Origin of the sequence: Phenylobacterium sp. (genome assembly GCF_041916435.1) — a bacterium.
GTDB lineage: Bacteria > Pseudomonadota > Alphaproteobacteria > Caulobacterales > Caulobacteraceae > Phenylobacterium.
In genome coordinates this window covers 398,133-418,507 of sequence record NZ_JAYRZM010000005.1, presented here as the reverse complement: position 1 = coordinate 418,507, position 20,375 = coordinate 398,133, and the positions used below count along the sequence as shown (strand labels likewise).

Below are 20,375 nucleotides of genomic sequence, written 5' to 3'. Positions count from 1 at the left end.
GGGAGGCCCTCTGACTCATCGCCGCGGCGCGTCCAGGCGATGACGTTCGTTGATCGTGTTCAGTGCACTCCGTTACGCGATACGGAGGCGACGCCCAGTATCGCAGGTGATCATTGGTTGCATTGCGACCGACCGTCGCAGCGCGGCCTGTCCGCACCCTTGGCGCGCATTACAAAGCCGCGCCAATCAATGCGTTCGGTGATGTGCTTACTGAGCAGATTCACCCAACGCAATATCGGAAACGTCAACGAGTGTGGCGCGCGGCCCCGGCGCCGAATAGACTGGCGCCATGGCCACTCTTTTCCACGTGCTCATCCCGCTTTCCCTTCTCGCCGTGACGGTGACGCTCGGCGTGGGCATCTACGCCCTGTTCCGCGGGGGGGAATTCGGCCGCTCCTATTCCAACAAGCTGATGCGGCTGCGCGTGCTGCTGCAGGCGATCGCCATCGCGATCCTCGTCGCCTCGGTCTGGTTCACCCGCGGCCACCTCTAGGCCGATGGTCACGCTGAACCGCATCTACACGCGGACCGGCGACGACGGGACCACGCGCCTGGCCACCGGCGCGCCGGTCAGCAAGGCCAGCCTGCGGGTGGAGGCCTACGGCGCGGTGGACGAGACCAACGCCTGCGTCGGCCTGGCGCGCCTGCACACCGGCGCCGACGTGCTGCTCGACGCCATCCTCGGCCGCGTGCAGAACGAGCTCTTCGACCTGGGCGCGGATCTGGCCACGCCCGAGCGGCCGGACGAGGCGCCGGGCCAGGCGCTGCGCATCATCGACAGCCAGGTTTCGCGGCTGGAGGCCGAGATCGACGCCCTGAACGGCGCGCTGCCGGCGCTGGAGTCGTTCATCCTGCCGGGCGGCGCCCCCGCGGCCGCCCACCTGCACCTGGCGCGCACCGTCTGCCGGCGGGCGGAGCGGGCGGCGATCCGCCTGCGCGACGAGGGCGGCGAGCCGGTGAGCCCGCAGGCGGTGAAGTATCTCAACCGGCTGTCGGACCTGTTGTTCGTGGCCGCGCGCCACGCCAACGACCAGGGGCGTTCGGAGGTGTTGTGGCGATCCGGCGCGACGCGGTAGCGCCCTAGGCGGCCCGGCCGAAGGCGTGCAGCCGCGCCCCCTCGGCGCGCAGCCAGGCGCGATGGGCCTTCTCGTCGCCGGAAAGCGCCCGCACATGGGCCCAGAAGCGGGGGCCGTGGTTCTGTTCGAGCAGGTGCGCGCACTCGTGGACGGCCACGTAGTCGGCCACCTCGAAGGGCGCGAGCGCCAGCCGCCAGGAGTAGCGGATCGCCGCCGGGCCGCCCCGCGGGTCGACCTTGCACGACCCCCAGCGGGCCTTGGCGTCCATCACCGCCACGCTGGGCATGGGACAGCCCAGGGCCGCGGCGTGGACGGCCGTGCGCTCGGTGAACACCTGCAGCGCCCGGCGCTTGATCACCCGCACCACGCCCATGGCGAAGACCTCGCCCTCGCCGGCGGCCAGCAGCCGCGCGCCGGCGCCGTCGGCCGCCTCGACCCACCGCGCCCGCGCGGATGCGGTCTCGAGCCGGCAGGTCTCGCCGAACACCTGCAGCGTCTGGCCGGGCGCGAGTGCGAGGGGCCGGGGCAGCTCGGCCAGGCGCGCGGCGATCCATTCGGCGCGGTCGCGGGCGAAGGCGGCGGCCTCGGACAGGCGCCGCGCCGACGGCGCCACGGCGATCACCTCGCGCTTGGCGCGGTCCACGCGCAGCGACACGCGCCGGGCGCGGGCGTTGACCTTGAGGCGGACCACGGCCCCGGCGACGTCGAGCCGGTCGCCGTCGGCGGGAGCGCGGCCGAAGGGCTTCATGGACGCTGACCTAGCGTGTTTTCTCCGCGCCCGCGAGGCCGGCTATTCGGCGGCGTTGGCGGCGGCCCGGTGGTCCATCCGCGCCTCGAAGCGGCGGATGAAGTTGGTCACGCGCGGGTAGATCTCCTCGCGGAACCGGCGGCCGTTGAAGACGCCGTAGTGGCCCACGTGGGGCTGCACGTAGTCTTCCTTCAGGCTCTCGGGCAGTTGCGAGCAGATCGCGTGCGCGGCCTGGGTCTGGCCGATGCCGGAGATGTCGTCGTTCTCGCCCTCGACGGTCAGAAGGCCGATATCGCGGATCTTGTCGGGGCGCACCTGGCGGCCGCGATGGGCGAGCTCGCCCCGGGGCAGCAGGTAGTCCTGGAACACGTTCTTGACCGTCTGCAGGTAGAACTCCTCGGTCAGGTCCAGGGCCGACAGATACTCGTCGTAGAACTCCAGGTGCTTTTCGGCGGAATCGCCGTCGCCCTTCATCAGGTCCTCCAGGTAGCGCATGTGCGCCTGCTGGTGGCGGTCCAGGTTCATGGACATGAAGCTGTAGAGCTGCACGAAGCCCGGGTAGACCCGCCGGCCCATGCCCGGGTAGGGCGCGGGCACGGTGTAGATCATGTTCGAGGCGAACCAGGAGAAGGGCCGCTCCTCGGCCAGCTTGTTGGTCACCGTCGGCGACAGGCGCGCATCGATCGGCGAGCCCATGAAGGTCATGGTGCCCGGACGCGACGGCTCGCCGTCCTCGGCCATCAGGGCCGCGGCGGCCAGCACCGGCGGACCCGGCTGGCAGACGGCCACCACGTGCGGGCGCGGGCCCAGCACGCGCAGCATCTCGCGGACGTGGTCGATGTAGTCGTGGAAGTCGAAGCGGCCTTCCAGCACCGGCACGTCGCGGGCGTTGGACCAGTCGGTGACGAACACCTCGTGGTTCTGCAGGAAGGTCTGCACGGTGCCGCGCAGCAGGGTGGCGTAGTGGCCGGACAACGGCGCCACGATCAGCACCGGCGGCTCCACCGACGTCCGGCCGGCCTTGCGCATGTCGGCCATGCTGCGGGAGAAGTGCAGCAGGCGCACCCAGGGGCTGCGCCACACCTCGTTCCTGCGCACGCGCACGGGCTCGCCGTCGATCTCGACGGTGTCGATGCCCCAGTCGGGGCGGCCGTAGCGGCGGGTGAGGTTGGCGAACAGGTCGGCGCCGGCGAACAGGCGGCGCCCGACGCCGGAATCCTTGGCGGGATTGAGCGGCGAACTCCAGAACTCGCGCGTCAGCAGCGCGCCCAGGCGCAGCGGCGTCGATCCGTAGTAGCCGGTCTCATAGAGCGAATAGAGCATGGCACATGGGTTCCTTGTGCGCCGCAGCATAGCACAAGGCGTATTAACGAAGTCCAGTTTCCGTCGGGGAAATCGCGCCCTGCGTCATCCCGCCCGCATGGCCTTGGCGATCTGCCGGGCCACCTCGTCGGGCGGCAGGTTGTAGGGGATGACGCGGTTGAACCGGCCCTTGGGGTCCATCAGGTAGGTCGGGGTGGAGTGGCTGACGACGTAGCTGTCGCCCTCGCCGCTCGCCTCGTAGAACACGTGGTAGGCCTTGGCGATGGCCGCGGTCTGCTCGGCCGTCCCGGTCAGGCCGATCGCGCCCCTGGGGAAGGAATCGGCCGACAGATAGGCCTTGAGCTGGTCGGGCGTGTCGCGCTTGGGATCGACCGTGACGAAGACCACCTGGAAGTCGCGCCCCTTGGGGCCGAGCTGATCCTCGGCGGCGGCCAGGGCCTGCAGCGTCTGGGGACAGACGTCCGGACAGTAGGTGTAGCCGAAGAACACCGCGCTCCACTTGCCCTTGAGCACGCCTTCGTCCACCCGGCGGCCGTTCTGGTCGACCATCTGGAACGGTCCGCCCACCGCGCCGGCGCCCGAGCCGGGCGGCGCGAAACCGCCGCTGCGGGCGAACAGCACCGCCAGCGTCACCGCCGCCGCCACGCCTAGCGCCAGGAAGATGGCCGACCGGGTTCGCATATCCTCCGCCTTTCGTCGCATTGAGGCTCGTCAGGCGACGCGAACTCGTCGATCCTGCAACCATGGCGCAGGCGGCCGCACAGGAACAAGCCGACTCCAAGACGCTCGCCGACCTCGATAGGGCGGGCGCCGACGCCGCGCAAGCGCGGCCGGCCTGGGACATGGGCATGGCCCGGCGGGGGCGGTTGCGCGTGCGCACCCTCACCGCCTCCAGGTGGCTGGTGATCATGGGCGAGGTGGTGATCCTGGCGATCGCCCGCACGGCGCTGAACCTGGAGGCGCCCTACCTGCTCTGTTTCGGCCTCGTCGGGCTGGCGGCCTGGATCAACCTGCTCACCGGCGTGGCCTCGCCCGGCCAGCGCCTGACGAGCGAGCTGGAGGCGGCCGTCCAGCTCGGCTTCGACGTGATCCAGATCGGCGGGCTGGTCTATCTGACCGGCGGCGCGGGCAACCCGTTCATGGTGATGCTGGTCGCCCCGGTCGTGCTGGCGGCCGCCACCCAGCCGCTGCCGGTGCTGGCGCCCCTCGGCGCGCTGGCCATCGCCACGGCGCTGGCGCTGGCCTTCTTCGCCTGGCCGCAGCCCTGGGCCCCGCCGCCCGCCGGAACCATGAGCCTGGGCTTCCGCCTGAGCGCGGCGGCCGCGGCGATCGTGGCGGTGATGCTGATCGCCAGCTACGTGCGCCAGGCCGCCGAGGACGCCTCGCGCATGGCGCTGGCGCTGGACGTGACCCAGGCGGTCCTGGCGCGCGAGCAGCGGCTGTCGGCCCTGGGCGCCCTGGCCGCCGCCGCCGCGCACGAGCTGGGCACGCCGCTCGCCACCATCTCGATCGTCGCCAAGGAGATGTCCCGCGAGGCGCCCACCCAGGAGGTGAAGGAGGACGCGGCCCTGCTGATCGCCCAGGCCGAGCGCTGCCGCGAGATCCTGCGCCGCCTGGCCGAGACGCCCGACGCCCAGGACGAGGTGCACGAGCGCATGAGCCTGCTGCAGTTCGTCCACGAGGTGATCGAGCCGCACGCCGCCTCCACCGAGGTGCGGGTGGAGGCGATCGTCACCGGGGCCCCCGGCGTGAAGGCGCCGGACATCTGGCGCATGCCCGAAGTGATGCACGCCATGACCTCGTTCGTTGAGAACGCCGTCGACTTCGCCACCTCCGAGGTGCTGGTCACCGCCCGCTTCGACGCCCAGGCGATCTCGGTGGAGGTGCGCGACGACGGTCCCGGCTTCGCCCCGGAGGTGCTGGCCAAGCTGGGCGAGCCCTATGTCACCACCCGCCCGGGCGCGGAGGGTTCGCGCAGCGGCCACGTGGGCATGGGCCTGGGCTTCTTCATCTCCAAGACGCTGCTGGAGCGCACCGGCGCGCAGGTGAAGTTCCAGAACGCGCGGCCGCGCGGCGCGGTGGTGTCGGCCAGATGGCCCCGTGCACGGATCGAAGTGCGCCAGGAGTGACAAAAATCTTGAACAGACTCACGGCCTTGAATTCAGAGGCTTGCACCACAGCCAGAAGCAGCGACATGATGTCGCATACGCGGAGGAGGAAGCCCTAAAAGGGCTTAGTCTCATGACCGATTTGTCCTCGGAAATCGCCCAACTGCCCGACAAGTCGCTGCTCGTCCTGGACGACGACGCGCCGATGCGGACCCGGCTCGGGCGCGCGTTGGAGCAACGCGGATTCGAGCCCACCCTGGTGGGCAGCGTCGCCGAAGCCCTGGAGGCGGTGAAGAGCACTGCGCCCGCCTACGCCGTGCTCGACATGCGCCTGGACGACGGTTCGGGCCTGAAGGTGGTGGAAGCGGTGCGCGACGCGCGGCCCGACGCCAAGATCATCATGCTGACCGGCTATGGGAACATCGCCACGGCCGTAGCCGCGGTGAAGGCCGGGGCGGTGGACTATCTGTCCAAGCCCGCCGACGCCGACGACGTGGCCCGCGCGCTCCTCGCCCGCAGGGACGAGGCCCCGCCGCCGCCCGACAACCCGATGAGCGCCGACCGCGTCCGCTGGGAGCACATCCAGCGGGTCTATGAACTGTGCGGCCACAACGTCTCGGAAACGGCGCGGCGACTGAACATGCACCGGCGCACCCTGCAGCGCATCCTGGCCAAGCGCGCCCCCCGCTGAGAGGCTCCTCGCCGAGGCGGACGCTCCCTCAGACCGGCCAGGTCTCCGGGCTCATGGCCAGGACCTCGCCGGCGAAATGCAGGCCGCCGCAGACCAGCACGTGCGGCGGCGGGCCGCCCCCGGCCAGGGCCAGCTCCACGGCCGCGCCCACGTCGGGCGCGATCTCCGGCTCCAGACCGTTCTGACGCGCCGCGGCGGCCAACTCGTCCGTCGAGGCGGCGGTCGGCGAATCGAAGGTGGTGACGATGACCCGCGGCGCCATCTGGCGGAACGGGGCGAGGAAGCCGGCCGCGTCCTTGCGGGCGAACATGCCGACCACCAGCGTCAGGGGCCGCGGATCGCGCGCCAGCAGCCGGCCGGCGGCCTCGGCCAGGGCGCGCCCGGCGTGGGGATTGTGCCCGCCGTCCAGCCACAGGTCGCTGCCCCGCGCCGCGGCCATGCGCCCGAGCGGGCCGGCCGTCAGCCGCTGGAAACGCGCGGGCCATACCGCCGAGGACACCCCGCGGGCCAGCGCCGCCTCGTCGATGCGCGGGTCGCCCAACGCCAGCGCCGCGGCAACGGCCAGGCCGGCGTTGGCGTACTGATAGCCGCCGAACAGGCTGGGCGCGGGCAGGTCGTAGAGCCGATCCTGCATCTGCACCATCAGCCGGCCGCGCTCCTCCCAGGCGTCGAAGTCGCGACCCATGAGGCTCATCGACGCGCCGGTCTGCTCGGCCTCGGCCTCGATCACCTCCAGGGCCTCGTCCATCTGGCGGGCGACGACGACCGGCCGGCCGGGTCGCATGATCCCGGCCTTCTCCCAGGCGATCTTCGACAGCTCCGGGCCGAGGAACTCGAGATGGTCGTAGTCCACCGGCGTGATGACGCTGACCGCCGGGGCCTCGAAGATGTTGGTGGCGTCGAAGCGCCCGCCCAGGCCCACCTCGATCACGCACAGATCCGCCGGCGTGCGGGCGAAGGCGGTGAGCGCCAGCACCGTCGAGATCTCGAAGAAGCTGATGGGCTCGCCGGCGTTGGCCGCCTCCAGCTCGTCCACCAGGGCCGAAAGCTGCGCGTCGCCGATCAGCTCGCCGGCGATGCGGATGCGCTCGGCGAAGCGCACCAGGTGGGGCGAGGTCAGGGCGTGGACCTTCAGTCCGGCCGCCTCGCCGATGGCGCGCACATAGGCGACGGTGGAGCCTTTGCCGTTGGTGCCGGCCACATGCACCACCGGCGGCAGCTTGCGTTCCGGGTGGCCCATCACCGCCAGCAGCCGCTGCACGCGGCCGGTGGTCAGGTCGATGAGGCTGGGATGGTTGGCGCGCAGGCGCTGGATGATCTCGTCGGACGCGCGGATCGGATCAAACATGCGGGTGCGCCAGCACAAAGCTCCCTGCGCCCGGACGGCGAAGGGAAAAGGAAACCAGACTGGTGAAGTCGATCAGGCCGCCTTCGAACGCGCGCGCCCCATCATCAGGGTCTTCAGGATGGAGCCCAGGACGGCCGGGATCTCCTTGCGGACGACCACCCGGTCCACCTGGCCGCGCTCCATCAGGAACTCGGCGCGCTGGAAGCCCGGCGGCAGGGTCTCGCGGATCGTCTGCTCGATCACGCGGCGGCCGGCGAAGGCGATCATGGCGTTGGGCTCGGCCAGATGGATGTCGCCCAGCATGGCGTAGGAGGCCGTCACCCCGCCGGTGGTCGGGTCGGTGAGCACGACGATGTAGGGCAGGCCCTTGGCCTTCACCTCGTTCAGCGCCAGGGTCGTGCGCGCCATCTGCATGAGGGAGAGCGTGCCCTCCTGCATGCGCGCGCCGCCGGCGGCGGTGAAGATCACGAACGGGCAGTCGCGGGCGATCGCCTCGTGGGCCGCCTTGATGAAAGCCTCGCCCGCCGCCATGCTCAGCGATCCGCCCATGAAGGCGAAGTCCTGCACCGCCACCACGGCCGGCACGCCCTGGATCTGGCCGAAGGCGATGGCGATCGAGTCCTGCTCGCCGGTGGCCTTGCGGGCCGCCTTCAGACGCTCGGGATAGGGCTTGTCGTCCGGAAACTTCAGCGGGTCGTCCGGCGTGACCGGCGAGGCGATGCGCTCGTACTTGCCGTCGTCGAAGGTGTACTTGAACCGCAGCTCCGTGCCGATGCGCATGTGGCTGCCGGCCGGCGTGACCCAGAGGGAGGCCTCCAGGTCGGGCCGGTAGATCATCTCGCCGGTGTCGGGGCACTTGACCCACAGATTGTCCGGCGTCTCGCGCTTGGCGAAGGCGTTGCGCACGCCGGGCGCGATGCGGGCCAGCCAGCCGCCCCGCTCACGGGACGCTTGGGGCCGGCCAGGCTTGTCGTTTCTTTGCTCAGCCATCGCCATGGTCACACCGTCAGGCTTTCCGCACGCGCGGATCGCACAGCCTTAGCTAAGGTTTCGACTTTGGAAAGAACCCGCGCGGTCACGGTTTCGTTGCCCGCCAGGCCCTGGGCGACCTCCTCGACCAGGGCCGAACCCACCACGGCGGCGTCGGCGACCCGGGCGATGGCCGCCGCGCGTTCGGGGGTCTTGATGCCGAAGCCGACCGCCACCGGCAGGCCCGAGGCCTTGCGGATGCGGGCCACGGCGGGAGCGACCGCCTCGGCGTCGGCCTCCTTCACGCCGGTCACGCCGGCGACGGAGACGTAGTAGACGAAGCCCGACGTGCGCCGCAGCACCGCCGGCAGGCGCCTGTCGTCGGTGGTGGGCGCGGCCAGGCGGATCAGCGAGACGTGCGCCGCTTCCAGGGCGTCGGTCAGCGGGTCGGCTTCTTCCGGCGGGCAGTCGACGATGATCAGCCCGTCGACGCCGGCCTCGGCCGCGTCGCGGGCGAACGCCTCGTAGCCGTAGGTCAGCACCGGGTTGAGGTAGCCCATCAGGATCACGGGCGTGGCCGTTTCGCCCTGGCGGAAGGCGCGGACCATGGCCAGCGTCTTGCGAAGGGTCATGCCCGCGGCCAGCGCCCTTTGGGCGGCGCGCTGGATCGGCGGGCCCTCGGCCATCGGGTCGGAGAAGGGAAAGCCCAGCTCGATCACGTCGGCGCCGGCGGCGGGCAGGCCCTTCAGGATCTCCAGGGCGGTCGCCTCGTCGGGATCGCCGGCCATGACGTAGGCCACGAAGGCCGCGCGGCCCTCCGCCTTGAGGGCGGCGAAGCGGGCGTCGATACGCGAGGTCGTCAAATCTTGCGTCCCAGGTGCTCGGCGACGGTGAAGATGTCCTTGTCCCCACGGCCGGACATCAGCAGGACAACCACCCCGTCTGGGCCGATTTGCTTAACGATATCCGAAAGCCGGGCCAGGGCGTGGGCCGGCTCGAGCGCCGGAATGATGCCTTCGAGCTCGGCGCAGAGCTGGAAGGCGGCGAGCGCCTCGTCGTCGGTGGCCGACACGTACTCGGCCCGGCCGACGTCGTGCAGCCAGGCGTGCTCGGGGCCGATGCCGGGATAGTCCAGCCCCGCGGAGATGGAGTGGGCGTCCTTGATCTGGCCGTCGTCGTCCTGCAGCAGGTAGGTCTTGTTGCCGTGCAGCACGCCCGGCCGGCCGCCGGTGAGCGAGGCGGCGTGCTCGCCGCTGGACAGCCCGTGGCCGGCGGCCTCGACGCCGATCAGGCGCACGCCCTCGTCGGCCAGGAACGGATGGAACATGCCGATGGCGTTGGAGCCGCCGCCGATGCAGGCCACCACCGCGTCGGGCAGGCGGCCTTCGGCCTCCACCACCTGGGCCTTGGTCTCGATCCCGATCACCGACTGGAAGTCGCGCACCATCGCCGGATAGGGGTGCGGGCCGGCGGCCGTGCCGATCAGGTAGTAGGTGTCATGCACGTTGGTGACCCAGTCGCGCATGGCCTCGTTCATGGCGTCCTTCAGCGTGCCGGTGCCGCTGGTCACCGGACGCACCTCCGCGCCCAGGAGGTTCATGCGGAACACGTTGGGCTTCTGCCGCTCCACGTCGGTCTGGCCCATGTAGACGATGCAGGGCAGGCCGAAGCGGGCGCAGACCGTGGCCGTGGCCACCCCGTGCTGGCCGGCGCCGGTCTCGGCGATGATCCGGGTCTTGCCCATCCGCTGGGCCAGCAGGATCTGGCCCATGCAATTGTTGATCTTGTGCGCGCCGGTGTGATTCAGCTCCTCGCGCTTGAGATAGATCTTCGCGCCGCCGAAGTGCTGCGTAAGCCGCTCGGCGAAATAGAGCGGCGAGGGCCGGCCCACGTAATGGGTCATGAAGCCGGCGAGCTCGGCCTGGAAGCCTTCGTCGGCCTTGGCCGCCGCATAGGCCGCGTCCAGGTCCAGGACCAGCGGCATCAGGGTTTCGGCGACGTAGCGGCCGCCATAGTCGCCGAAGCGGCCCTGGGCGTCGGGATAGGCGGAATAATCGTTGGGCTTGGCGGGTGCGTTCACGGGACGATCTGTGGCGGCTTGAGGTCAGGCGCGACGGACGGCGTCCAGAAACGCCGTGATCAGAGCGGGGTCCTTTAGTCCGGGACCGCGCTCCACGCCAGAAGAAACGTCCACGATGGGCGCGCCGGACAGCCGCACGGCCTCGGCTACGTTCCAGGGGTCGAGCCCGCCGGCCAGGAACCACGGCCGGTTGAATCGCCGTCCGGCGAGCAGGGTCCAGTCGAACTTGGCGCCCATGCCGCCGGGCAGGTCGGAGCCCTTCGGCGTCTTGGCGTCGAACATCAGGTGGTCGACCACCGGCTCGAAGGCGGCGGCCCCGGCCAGGTCGTCGGCGTCCGACACCGACAGCACCTTGATGACGCCGGCGCCGGTCCTGGCGGCGACTTCGCGGGCGCGGGCCGGCGTCTCCTTGCCGTGCAACTGGATGAAGTCCGGCTTGAGCACCGCCGCCAGCCGGTCGAGGAGCGCATCGTCAGGATCGACGGTGATCGCCACGACGCCCACGCCGCCCTTGGCGCGCACGGGCTCGGCCAGGCGCGCGGCGGCCTCCGCCGTCACGTAGCGCGGGCTCTTCTCGAAGAAGTTGAACCCCACGTGCCGCGCGCCGCCGTCGAGAGCCGCGCGCACGGCCTCGGGCGTGGACAGTCCGCAGATCTTGGCCTGAACGCCGCTCATGGGCGGGCATTAGGGCGCTCGGCGGCCCAAACGCAAGGCCCGCCCGGGCCGCCGTCGGCGGCTAGGCGGTCTTCGGCTTGCTCGCGGCGGGCTTGCGGGCCGCCGTGGTCTTGGCCGCGGCGGGGGCGGCCGACGGCGCGGGCGGCGCCTTCAACAGGTCGCGGATCTCGGTGAGCAGGGCCTCGGTGGGCGTCGGCGCGGGCGGCGCCTCGGGCTCGGGCGCGGGCTCCTCGTGGCGGCGCAGGGCGTTCACGCCCTTGACCAGCAGGAAGACCACGAAGGCGATGATCAGGAACTGGATGATGGTGTTGATGAAGGCGCCGTACTGGATCGCCACCGTCTCCACCGCCTCGGTGGCCGGATCGTCGGGCTTCAACACGATCTGCAGGGTCGAGAAGTCGACGCCGCCCAGGAGCAGGCCGATGGGCGGCATGATCACCTGGTCCACCAGGCTCTTGGTGATCGCGCCGAACGCTCCGCCGATGATCACGCCGACAGCCAGATCGACCACGTTGCCGCGGGCGATGAATTCCTTGAATTCGGATCCGATGCTCATGGGGCCCTCTGCGATTGCGAGGGAGCGAGCCTAGCCTATTCGTCGCTGGCGTTAAGCCTTTCGCGCAGCTCCTTGCCGCTCTTGAAGAACGGCACGTGCTTGGCGCGCACTTCGACCGGCGCGCCCGTGCGCGGATTACGGCCGGCGCGGGCGTCGCGCGAGCGCACCGACAGGGCGCCGAAACCACGCAGCTCCACGCGGCCGCCCGCCTCGAGAGCCTGAATCATTCGCTCCAAAATCACGCCCACCACGCGTTCGACATCGCGCTGGGTGAGGTGCGGATTTTCCTCGGCCAGCCGGGTGATCAGTTCTGACTTGATCATGCTGCCTTTCCGGTCCTTTGGGCGCCCGGACCATGGGCGACTCCCGTTGGATGTTCAAGGCCCGAAGATGGTTGACGAGCCATTTGGGCAACGAAATTTCCCGCCGCCGGGCCGTGAACTGAACTGTGATCACGTAATTTTCCGGATAACGCGGGCATTCGAACGACGCTCAACTGCAGATAGGCATTTGACCATTAAGAAAAACGGCGGACCGGTCGCCCGATCCGCCGTCTCGGCGGCCGCCCGCGCACGATGGCGCGGGCGGCGAAGTGCGACGTTTCGTCCCTATTCCTTCGACGCCTTTTCGCGCAGGGCGGCGCCCAGGATATCGCCAAGCGATGCGCCGGAGTCGGACGAACCGAATTGCTCGATCGCCTCCTTCTCCTCGGCCATCTCCAGGGCCTTGATCGACAGAGACACCCGGCGGGCGGCCTTGTCGATGTTGGTGACCTGGGCGTCCACGCGATCGCCGACGGCGAAGCGCTCAGGCCGCTGGTCGGCGCGGTCGCGCGACAGGTCCGACTTGCGGATGAAGGCCGTCATCGGCGCGTCGTCCTCGCCGAAGCGCACTTCGATGCCGCCCGAGGTGACCTCGGTCACCGTGACGGTCACGGTCTGGCCCTTGCGGAAGGTGTCGCCCTGCATCGGGTCGCCCGCGAGCTGCTTGATGCCCAGGCTGATGCGTTCCTTCTCGACGTCCACGTCGAGCACCTTGGCCTTGACGACCTCGCCCTTGTGGTAGCGCGCGATGGCTTCCTCACCCGGCGCCGACCAGTCGAGGTCGGACAGGTGCACCATGCCGTCGATGTCGTTCTCCAGGCCGATGAACAGGCCGAACTCGGTGGCGTTCTTGACCTCGCCCTCGACGGTCGAGCCGATCGGATGGGCTTCGAGGAAGGCGTCCCACGGGTTGGCCATGGCCTGCTTCAGGCCCAGCGACACGCGGCGCTTGGACGGATCGACGTCCAGCACCACCACTTCGACTTCCTGGCTGGTGGAGACGATCTTGCCGGGGTGGACGTTCTTCTTGGTCCAGGACATTTCCGAGACGTGGACCAGGCCCTCGACCCCCGGCTCCAGCTCCACGAAGGCGCCGTAGTCGGTGATGTTGGTGATGCGGCCGGTGAACTTGGCGCCGACCGGATACTTGGCCTCCACGCCGTCCCACGGGTCGGACTGGAGCTGCTTCATGCCGAGCGAGATGCGCTGGGTGTCGGGGTTGATCTTGACGATCTGCACCTTGACGGTGTCGCCCACCGCCAGCACCTGGCTCGGGTGGTTGACGCGCTTCCAGCTCATGTCGGTGACGTGCAGCAGGCCGTCGATGCCGCCCAGGTCCACGAACGCGCCGTAGTCGGTGATGTTCTTGACCACGCCTTCGCGGACTTCGCCTTCCTGCAGCTGGCTGACCAGCTCGGTGCGCTGCTCGGCGCGGGCTTCTTCCAGGATGGCGCGGCGCGAGACCACGATGTTGCCGCGCGGGCGGTCCATCTTCAGGATCGCGAAGGGCTGTTCCTTGCCCATCAGCGGGCCGACGTCGCGCACCGGGCGGATGTCCACCTGGCTGCCCGGCAGGAAGGCCGAGGCGCCGCCCAGGTCGACGGTGAAGCCGCCCTTCACGCGGCCGACGATGGCGCCCATCACCGGCTCGTTCTTCTCGTAGACGCCTTCCAGGCGCGTCCAGGCTTCCTCGCGGCGGGCCTTGTCGCGGCTGATGACCGCTTCGCCCATGGCGTTCTCGACGCGCTCCAGGAACACCTCGACGGTGTCGCCGGTCTTCACCGTGGGCTTGCCGTTCTCATCGAGGCCGAATTCCTTCAGCTGCACGCGGCCTTCGGTCTTCAGACCGACGTCGATGATCGCGAAGTCCTTCTCGACGCCCACGATCTTGCCGTGGACCACCGAGCCTTCCATGAAATCGCGCCCGCCCATGGATTGGTCGAGCAGCGCGGCGAAATCGTCGCGCGTGGGATTGAGGCTCATATCGTCAGCCATAGTGATCTTTCGTCTTCAAATGACGCAGGCGCCGCGCCGCACAGCGGTCGGACGGAGTCCACGCGTCGGTTAGGGGTTTGACCGAAGGCGGAGCGCTTGCCCCGCAGGTGAAATCGCCCGCGGCTGCCGAGGAAATGGCGCGGTTGGATTAGCCTGGCCGGGAGTTTTCCCAGCGGGCGCGCGCCGCCTCGACGATGCGGCGGGCCGCATCGGTGGCCTGCTCTATAGTCATTTCGGACGTATCCAGCAAGACGGCGTCCTCGGCCGGCTTCATCGGCGCGGCGTCGCGGCCGGCGTCGCGGGCGTCGCGGCGGCGGATGTCGGCGAGCACGTCCTCATAGGCCACCGCCTCGCCCTGGGCCTGGAGCTGTTTCCAGCGGCGCTCGGCGCGCACCTCCGGGCTGGCGGTGACATAGAGCTTGGCCGGCGCCGCCGGGCAGATCACCGTGCCCATGTCGCGCCCGTCCAGCACGGCCCCGGCCGGCTGGGCCGCGAAGCCGCGCTGCAAGGCCAGGAGCGCGGCGCGCACCGGACCGTGCACGGCCACCCGGCTGGCGGCCTCGCCGGCGCCGCGGGTGCGGAACGCCGGGTCGTCCAGATCCTCGGGCCTGAGGGCGCGGGCGACCGCCTCGGCCTGGCCGGCGTCGTCCAGGTCGCCGCCCGCGCGTTCCAGGCCGACACCGACCGCGCGGTAGAGCAGGCCCGTATCCAGCACGGGCAGGCCGTACAGCGCGCCGAGGCGGGTCGCCAGCGTGCCCTTGCCCGACGCGGCGGGGCCGTCCACGGCGATGACGAAACCGTTCGGCGGGGTCAACTTCGGGCTCCGATCTCAAGGCTCGGCCGGGGCCCCGAGGGGCCGCCGCGCGACGCGGCCGAGGGCCTTGTCGCCGCGGGACGAAGACGCCGTCCGGACGCCCGTCGATTTCCCGGTTGGATTGCTTTTGACAGTCGCCTTCCTGCGTGGCAAGGGACGCGGCTCCCGCAATACTGCTCTTTCAGAGGATCGCCGCATTGGCCAATCCCGAGCTGGGCGCCAAGCAGGTCTGCCCTAACTGCCAAGCCAAATTCTACGACCTCGGCCGCCGTCCGGCCGTGTGCCCGAAGTGCCATACCGAGTTCGACCCTGAAGAGGCGGTCCGCAGCCGCCGCATCCGGGCTCGGGCCGCGCCGCCGGAGGTCGAGGCCGACGAAGAGGCCGAGGATCAAGTCCGCGGCGGCGCCAGCGCCGACGAGGACGAGGAAGAAGACGCCGACGCGCCCGAAATCGATGAAGTGGCCGACGAGCCGCCCATCAGCGGCGACGAGGACGAGGACGAAGACGACGGCAAGGCCGGCGTCAGCCCCGTCGGCGACGACGACCTCGGCGAGTTCTCCGACGACGACGAAATGTCGGACGACGACGAGGACGACGTGCCCTTCCTGGAGGAAGAGGACGACGACTTCGACGACTCCGAAATCGACGGCCTCGGAGGCGGCGACGACGAGGACTGAGCCGGCGCGACAATCGCGTGAAAAAATTCGCTTCAAGGCGGCTTGATCACGCGAAACTGTCAGACTAGGTTCCGCGCCTCTTCGGGCCGGCCCGCCGGAACGGAGAGGCGAAAGACCTCGGGGCTATAGCTCAGCTGGTAGAGCGCTTGAATGGCATTCAAGAGGTCAGCGGTTCGACTCCGCTTAGCTCCACCATGGAGGCCCGCCGGGAGACCGGCGGGCCTTCTCCTTTTCCGGCCTCCTGGAAAATCCTGATTGAACTTGTCGGCGCCCGGCCGCTTCGTGCGTCCTAGGGACGGCCCCGAACGAGGGGCCGCCAACGAAAAGGCGAGGAACGATGGGCAAGTTCGTGGCGCTGTACATGGGCGCGCCGGGCGGCGGGACGCGCGCGGATCTGACGGAAGAAGACATCGCCCGCGGCATGGCCGCCTGGGGCGGCTGGATGCAGGCCAACGCCGCCCGGATCGTCGATGCCGGTGGCCCGCTGGGCAAGACCAAGAAGACCTCGGCCGAGGGCGTCGCCGACACCCGCAATCATGTGACGGGCTATGTGGTGGTCGAGGCGGACAGTCATGAGGCGGCCGCGCGCCTGTTCGAGGGCCATCCGCACTTCTCGATCTTCCCCGGGGACTCGGTGGAGATCATGGAGTTGATGCCGATCCCGACCGCCTGACATCGGCGAACCGCAATGGGGCCAACCGCAACGGGGCCAACCGCGACCGGATGAACCCTTCGGCAAGCTCTGGCCCGTAGGGTCGCGCCCCATGGACGCGATCGCCCGCACCCTCGCCGCAAACCCGCGCCTGCGCCGGCTGGCCGGAGAGTTCTCCCGCTTCCTGGCCGTCGGCCTGGCGGCGACCTGCGTGCACTATTCGGTGCTGATCGGGCTGAAGGAGCTGGCCCACGCCGCCCTGGTGCCGGCCACCAGCGCCGGCTTCGTCTGCGGCGCGGTGACCAGCTACACGCTGAACCGGCGCATCACCTTCGCCCACCAGCCGCACTTCGCCAAAGGCCTGGTGAAGTTCGTCGCGGTGGGTCTGGTGGGCCTGTCGCTGAACGCCCTGATCGTGGGCGGGCTGGCGCACGCCGGCCTGCCCTATCTGATCGCCCAGATGATCGCCACGGGCACGGTGCTGTTCTGGAACTTCACCGTCGCGCGCCTGGTGGTGTTCCGCGCGCCGAAGGCGGCCTAGGCCCCGGCGCGCGGCCGAGCGCCTACTTCTTCTCCATCACGTCGAGCACGGCCAGGGTCATGGCCGTCACGCCCGTGCGGATGGTCGGCTCGGGCACAGGGGCGAAGAAGGGCGAGTGGTTGGCGGGCACCGGCTTTCCGGCCTTGCGCGCATCGGCCAGCATCTGCGGGTCCAGCCCGCCGAGCGAGAAATAGACCGACGGCACGCCGGCGAGGATGAACTCCGAATAGTCCTCGCTGGCCGCGCCGGGCGAGGTCTCCTCGACCGCCTTGTCGCCGAAGGCGGCCTTGAACACCGCGCCGGTCCTGGCGGTGAGGTCGGCGTCGTTGACCACCGCCTTGCCGCCCTCGTCGATCGTCACGTCGGGCTCGGGCGCGCCGGCCATGGCGGCCACGGCCTCGGCGGTGCGGCGCACGCCGGCCAGGATCTTCTCGCGGACCTTGGGGTCATAGGTGCGGATGGTGCCGCGCAGCAGGGCGTGGTCGGGGATGATGTTGCCGGCGCTGCCGGCCTGCAGCGCGCCCACGGTGACCACGCCGAAGGCGGCCGGGTCCTTCTCGCGGCTGATCACGCTCTGCACGTCGACGACGAAGCGGGCGGCCTCCATCACCGGGTCGATGGTGAGCGAGGGCATGGAGCCGTGGCCGCCGCGGCCCTTGAAGTCGATCTCCAGGGCGTCGGAGTTGGAGCTGATCACGCCGGGCTTGTAGGCCACCCCGCCGTAGGGGCCGGGGCCGACGTGCAGGGCGAAGCCGTAGTCGGGCTTGGGGAAGCGCGTGAAGAGGCCGTCGTCGATCATGGCCTTGGCGCCGGAGACCAGCTCCTCGGAGGGCTGGCCGACGAACATCAGGGTGCCGCTCCACTTGTCCTTCATCGAAAGCAGCGCGGTGGCCGTGCCCACCCAGGTCGCCATGTGGATGTCGTGGCCGCAGGAGTGGTCGACGAAGGTCTCCTTGCCGTTCCACGTCTGCTTGGCCGTGCTGGCGTAGGGCAGGCCGGTCTTCTCTTCCATCGGCAGGGCGTCGAGTTCAGTGCGCACCAGCACCGTCGGCCCCGGGCCGTTGTGGTAGATGGCCACGATCCCGGTCTTGCCGACGCCCTCGGTCACGGTGAAGCCCAGGGCGCGCATGGCCTTGGCGAGCTTGGCCGCGGTGGCGGTCTCCTGGAAGCCCAGCTCCGGATGGGCGTGGATGTCCTTATAGAGCGCATCGAGCTTGGGGTAGTCGTGGTCCAGCTCGGTGGTGATCGCCGCCTTGGCCACGGGCACGTCCAGCGCGGCCGCGCGGTCCGGGGCGGCGGCCAGGGCGGTGAGCGCGAGCGCCGAGCACAGAAGGGCGGACGAACGATGGGACATGCTGCAAACTCCAGGCGCGTCCGCGCCTGCCTCCAGGGATAAAATCAGAACTTGGGCCCCGCCGGCGGACTGGCCGCCGCGCCCCAGGCGCGCCACACTGCGCCAGCAAGCCGGCCAGGACAATGCGCCGCGCGACAAACGCCCTTGGGGAGACGCCATGAGACTGAAGACCGCGCGCATCGCGCCGCTCGCCGACGCCGAGTTCGGCGAAGAGCAGAAGGACGCGCTGGGGCCGATGCTGGAAACCGGCCGGGTGCTGAACATCTTCCGCACCCTGGCGCGGGCGCCCAAGGCGCTGAAGGCGTTCCTGGCCTGGGGCAACTACGTGCTGTCGCGGCGCAACGGCCTGAGCGCCCGGGAGCGCGAGATCGTGATCCTGCGCACCGGCTTTCTTTGCCGCTCCGGCTACGAATGGACCCAGCACGCCGAGATCGGCCTGCGCTCGGGCCTGACGGAGGCCGAGGTCGAGCGCCTGAAGGCGGGGGCGGACGCGCCGGGCTGGAGCGCCGCCGACCAGGCCCTGATCCGCGCCAGCGACGAGCTGCATCAGGACCAGTTCATCACCGACGCCACCTGGGCCGCGCTGGGCGAGCACTTCGACGACAAGCAGCGGATGGACGTGGTCTTCACCGCCGGCCAGTACACCCAGGTGTCGATGATGCTGAACACCTTCGGGGTGCAGCTCGATCCGGGCCAGACCCTGGACCCCGACCTGAAGGGCTTCTGAGATGGCCGGCCGGCTCGCGGGCAAGCGCGCGGTCGTGGTCGGGGCGGGCCAGACCCCCGGCGAGACCATCGGCAACGGCCGGGCCATGGCCGTGCTGTTCGCCCGCGAAGGCGCACGCGTGATGTGCGTGGACCGCGACCTCGCCAGCGCCGAGGAAACCGCGGCGATGATCGCGGCCGAGGGCGGCGAGGCCTTCGCCCACCAGGCCGACATCCGCAAGGCCGACGCCTGCGAGGCCATGGCCGCGGCCGCCCAGGCGCGGTTCGGCGGCGTGGACATCCTGGTGAACAACGTCGGGATCGGCGGCGGCGGCGACGGCCCGGCGCACCGGCTGACCGAGGCCGCCTTCGACCGCATCATCTCGGTCAACCTGAAGGGATGCTGGCTGTCGATCCGCGCTTTCCTGCCGATGATGCGCGAGGCCGGCGCGGGGGCGATCGTCAACATCTCGTCGCTGGCCGGGATCGCCGGCGGGAGCCAGACCGCCTACGAGGTGAGCAAGGCCGGCGTGAACCGGCTGACCACCAGCACCGCCCAGGCCAACGCGTCCAAGGGCGTGCGCTGCAACGCCGTGGCCATGGGGCTGATGGACACGCCCATGGCCGTGGCCGGCATCGCCGAGGCCACCGGCCAGGACCCCGAGGCCGTGCGCCAGGCCCGCAACGCCCGCGTGCCCCTTGGCGGCAAGATGGGCACGGCCTGGGACACGGCCTACGCCGCCCTGTTCCTGGCCTCCGACGAGGCCCGGTTCGTCACCGGCGTCGTGCTCCACGTGGACGGGGGCATGTCCAGCCGGATCGGCTGAGATCCGTCCGCGCACCGCCGCCTTGTTGCGCTGCGGCATTGAAAACCGGGCGCCGCGTTTCCATCTTAAGGACAACCGGCGGGACGCGCCGATTTCGGGCGTTCGGCCGGGGAGTCGCTTCTAGCGAGGACTCTTTTGGAATGACCCGGACGATCCTGTTCGACAGCCCCTTCCTGCTCGGTTTCGAGCACACCCGTGCTCTGGCCGAACGGGCCGCCAAGGCGGCCGCCGAAAGCTATCCGCCCTACAATGTGGAGGATCGCGGCGACGGGGCCTTGCGCATCACGCTCGCCGTGGCGGGTTTCGCGCCCGACCAGCTCCACATCACCGTCGAGGACAGGCAACTGATCATCGCCGGCCGGCGTGAGAACGGCGGGGGCCGAGCCGACGAGAGCTACCTGCACCGCGGCATCGCCGCGCGGGGCTTCATCCGGAGCTTCGTGCTGGCCGACGGCATGGAGGTGGACGGCGCGCTCCTGGAGCACGGCCTGTTGCACATCGACCTGGTCCGGCCTGAGCCGGAGAAGCTGATCAGGCGAATCCCAATCCGAACGGCCGGCTGAACCGGCGACCGTTCACAGCGTTGAGTATTTGGAGGTGGTCATGATGACGCCCGTTCTAACGACCGAAGCATTCGCCAATCTTGGCGCGCCGAACCTGGTGTACGTCCGCCCGATCAAGGCGGCCGAGATCATCGCCAGCGTGCCGGCCCAACAGATCGAAAGCTTCCACCTGGACCCCGAGCAGACGCTCTATGCGGTGCACCGCGCCGACGGCGAGCGGCTGGCGGTGATGTCCGACAGGGATGCGGCCGTCGCAGCCGCCCTGGCGCACGAACTCGCGCCGGTGTCCGTCCACTAGGAAAGCAAGCCCGCCAAGGGAAGACCCCGGCCCGCAAGTACGGCCGCCTGAC

23 protein-coding genes, 1 tRNA gene and 1 pseudogene are annotated in these 20,375 nt (G+C 70.1%); 12 read left to right on the top strand and 13 right to left on the bottom strand.

Annotated features, from left to right (window positions below; all coding sequences use genetic code 11):
• Positions 1 to 289: 289 nt before the first annotated feature.
• Both ACE3TA_RS16415 and ACE3TA_RS16410 read left to right on the top strand, forming a co-directional pair.
• Entirely contained in the window at positions 290 to 493 is a 204-nt protein-coding gene (locus tag ACE3TA_RS16415; protein WP_374575371.1) for a twin transmembrane helix small protein, read from the top strand.
• 4 nt (positions 494 to 497) lie between these two features.
• Positions 498 to 1,076, top strand: coding sequence for a cob(I)yrinic acid a,c-diamide adenosyltransferase (locus ACE3TA_RS16410; protein ID WP_374575370.1), 579 nt, complete (start codon positions 498 to 500; stop codon positions 1,074 to 1,076).
• A gap of 4 nt (positions 1,077 to 1,080) precedes the next feature.
• On the opposite strand, the gene ACE3TA_RS16405 is transcribed toward ACE3TA_RS16410, so the two are convergent.
• The 3 genes from ACE3TA_RS16405 to ACE3TA_RS16395 all read right to left on the bottom strand — a co-directional run bounded on the left by ACE3TA_RS16405 (position 1,081) and on the right by ACE3TA_RS16395 (position 3,828).
• Positions 1,081 to 1,824, bottom strand: a complete 744-nt coding sequence (locus ACE3TA_RS16405; protein ID WP_374575369.1) for a M48 family metallopeptidase — start codon at positions 1,822 to 1,824, stop codon at positions 1,081 to 1,083.
• 42 nt (positions 1,825 to 1,866) lie between these two features.
• Positions 1,867 to 3,147: a polyhydroxyalkanoate depolymerase gene (locus tag ACE3TA_RS16400; RefSeq protein WP_374575368.1), complete on the bottom strand. Its 1,281-nt coding sequence runs from the start codon at positions 3,145 to 3,147 to the stop codon at positions 1,867 to 1,869.
• Between the two features lie 84 nt (positions 3,148 to 3,231).
• The gene (locus tag ACE3TA_RS16395) at positions 3,232 to 3,828 is read right to left on the bottom strand and encodes an SCO family protein (protein WP_374575367.1); all 597 of its coding nucleotides are present in this window, start codon (positions 3,826 to 3,828) and stop codon (positions 3,232 to 3,234) included.
• A gap of 62 nt (positions 3,829 to 3,890) precedes the next feature.
• On the opposite strand from ACE3TA_RS16395, the gene ACE3TA_RS16390 reads away from it, so the two are divergent.
• On the top strand, positions 3,891 to 5,276 hold the full coding sequence (locus tag ACE3TA_RS16390; protein ID WP_374575366.1) for an ActS/PrrB/RegB family redox-sensitive histidine kinase: 1,386 nt from the start codon (positions 3,891 to 3,893) through the stop codon (positions 5,274 to 5,276).
• A 112-nt stretch (positions 5,277 to 5,388) separates the two neighbouring features.
• Positions 5,389 to 5,946, top strand: a complete 558-nt coding sequence (locus ACE3TA_RS16385) for an ActR/PrrA/RegA family redox response regulator transcription factor (protein ID WP_374575365.1) — start codon at positions 5,389 to 5,391, stop codon at positions 5,944 to 5,946.
• Positions 5,947 to 5,974: 28 nt separating this feature from the next.
• Here ACE3TA_RS16385 and ACE3TA_RS16380 read toward each other — a convergent pair whose 3' ends face one another.
• The 9 genes and pseudogenes from ACE3TA_RS16380 to cmk all read right to left on the bottom strand — a co-directional run bounded on the left by ACE3TA_RS16380 (position 5,975) and on the right by cmk (position 14,706).
• Positions 5,975 to 7,294, bottom strand: a complete 1,320-nt coding sequence (locus ACE3TA_RS16380; protein WP_374575364.1) for a folylpolyglutamate synthase/dihydrofolate synthase family protein — start codon at positions 7,292 to 7,294, stop codon at positions 5,975 to 5,977.
• 72 nt (positions 7,295 to 7,366) lie between these two features.
• Complete coding sequence (gene accD / locus ACE3TA_RS16375; protein ID WP_374575363.1) at positions 7,367 to 8,290, bottom strand: acetyl-CoA carboxylase, carboxyltransferase subunit beta; 924 nt, start codon at positions 8,288 to 8,290, stop codon at positions 7,367 to 7,369.
• 2 nt (positions 8,291 to 8,292) lie between these two features.
• Entirely contained in the window at positions 8,293 to 9,126 is an 834-nt protein-coding gene (trpA, locus tag ACE3TA_RS16370; protein ID WP_374575362.1) for a tryptophan synthase subunit alpha, read from the bottom strand.
• Positions 9,123 to 10,343 (bottom strand): tryptophan synthase subunit beta, encoded by a 1,221-nt coding sequence (gene trpB, locus ACE3TA_RS16365; RefSeq protein ID WP_374575361.1) that lies wholly within the window; start codon positions 10,341 to 10,343, stop codon positions 9,123 to 9,125. The genes trpA and trpB overlap by 4 nt, the downstream gene beginning before the upstream one ends.
• A gap of 24 nt (positions 10,344 to 10,367) precedes the next feature.
• Complete coding sequence (locus ACE3TA_RS16360) at positions 10,368 to 11,018, bottom strand: phosphoribosylanthranilate isomerase (protein ID WP_374575360.1); 651 nt, start codon at positions 11,016 to 11,018, stop codon at positions 10,368 to 10,370.
• A gap of 151 nt (positions 11,019 to 11,169) precedes the next feature.
• Positions 11,170 to 11,574: pseudogene (gene mscL, locus ACE3TA_RS16355) on the bottom strand (large-conductance mechanosensitive channel protein MscL); the annotation flags it as partial.
• A gap of 35 nt (positions 11,575 to 11,609) precedes the next feature.
• Positions 11,610 to 11,897, bottom strand: a complete 288-nt coding sequence (locus ACE3TA_RS16350; RefSeq protein ID WP_374575359.1) for an integration host factor subunit beta — start codon at positions 11,895 to 11,897, stop codon at positions 11,610 to 11,612.
• A gap of 285 nt (positions 11,898 to 12,182) precedes the next feature.
• Positions 12,183 to 13,892, bottom strand: a complete 1,710-nt coding sequence (rpsA, locus tag ACE3TA_RS16345; protein WP_374575358.1) for a 30S ribosomal protein S1 — start codon at positions 13,890 to 13,892, stop codon at positions 12,183 to 12,185.
• A 148-nt stretch (positions 13,893 to 14,040) separates the two neighbouring features.
• The gene (gene cmk, locus ACE3TA_RS16340; protein WP_374575357.1) at positions 14,041 to 14,706 is read right to left on the bottom strand and encodes a (d)CMP kinase; all 666 of its coding nucleotides are present in this window, start codon (positions 14,704 to 14,706) and stop codon (positions 14,041 to 14,043) included.
• A 197-nt stretch (positions 14,707 to 14,903) separates the two neighbouring features.
• Between cmk and ACE3TA_RS16335 the strand changes: the two genes are divergently transcribed.
• From ACE3TA_RS16335 to ACE3TA_RS16320, 4 genes are all read left to right on the top strand, one after another.
• The gene (locus ACE3TA_RS16335) at positions 14,904 to 15,383 is read left to right on the top strand and encodes a TIGR02300 family protein (protein WP_374575356.1); all 480 of its coding nucleotides are present in this window, start codon (positions 14,904 to 14,906) and stop codon (positions 15,381 to 15,383) included.
• Between the two features lie 119 nt (positions 15,384 to 15,502).
• Positions 15,503 to 15,578, top strand: a tRNA-Ala gene (locus ACE3TA_RS16330).
• Positions 15,579 to 15,720: 142 nt separating this feature from the next.
• The gene (locus ACE3TA_RS16325) at positions 15,721 to 16,056 is read left to right on the top strand and encodes a hypothetical protein (protein ID WP_374575355.1); all 336 of its coding nucleotides are present in this window, start codon (positions 15,721 to 15,723) and stop codon (positions 16,054 to 16,056) included.
• Between the two features lie 91 nt (positions 16,057 to 16,147).
• Entirely contained in the window at positions 16,148 to 16,576 is a 429-nt protein-coding gene (locus ACE3TA_RS16320; RefSeq protein ID WP_374575354.1) for a GtrA family protein, read from the top strand.
• Positions 16,577 to 16,598: 22 nt separating this feature from the next.
• Here ACE3TA_RS16320 and ACE3TA_RS16315 read toward each other — a convergent pair whose 3' ends face one another.
• A complete protein-coding gene (locus ACE3TA_RS16315) occupies positions 16,599 to 17,930 on the bottom strand; it encodes an amidohydrolase (protein WP_374575353.1) in 1,332 nt (443 codons plus the stop codon).
• Positions 17,931 to 18,087: 157 nt separating this feature from the next.
• On the opposite strand from ACE3TA_RS16315, the gene ACE3TA_RS16310 reads away from it, so the two are divergent.
• From ACE3TA_RS16310 to ACE3TA_RS16295, 4 genes are all read left to right on the top strand, one after another.
• The gene (locus tag ACE3TA_RS16310; protein ID WP_374575352.1) at positions 18,088 to 18,657 is read left to right on the top strand and encodes a carboxymuconolactone decarboxylase family protein; all 570 of its coding nucleotides are present in this window, start codon (positions 18,088 to 18,090) and stop codon (positions 18,655 to 18,657) included.
• Position 18,658: 1 nt separating this feature from the next.
• The gene (locus ACE3TA_RS16305) at positions 18,659 to 19,462 is read left to right on the top strand and encodes an SDR family NAD(P)-dependent oxidoreductase (RefSeq protein WP_374575351.1); all 804 of its coding nucleotides are present in this window, start codon (positions 18,659 to 18,661) and stop codon (positions 19,460 to 19,462) included.
• A gap of 140 nt (positions 19,463 to 19,602) precedes the next feature.
• The gene (locus tag ACE3TA_RS16300; protein ID WP_374575350.1) at positions 19,603 to 20,025 is read left to right on the top strand and encodes an Hsp20 family protein; all 423 of its coding nucleotides are present in this window, start codon (positions 19,603 to 19,605) and stop codon (positions 20,023 to 20,025) included.
• Positions 20,026 to 20,068: 43 nt separating this feature from the next.
• Positions 20,069 to 20,323 (top strand): DUF1150 family protein, encoded by a 255-nt coding sequence (locus tag ACE3TA_RS16295; RefSeq protein WP_374575469.1) that lies wholly within the window; start codon positions 20,069 to 20,071, stop codon positions 20,321 to 20,323.
• Positions 20,324 to 20,375: the final 52 nt, after the last annotated feature.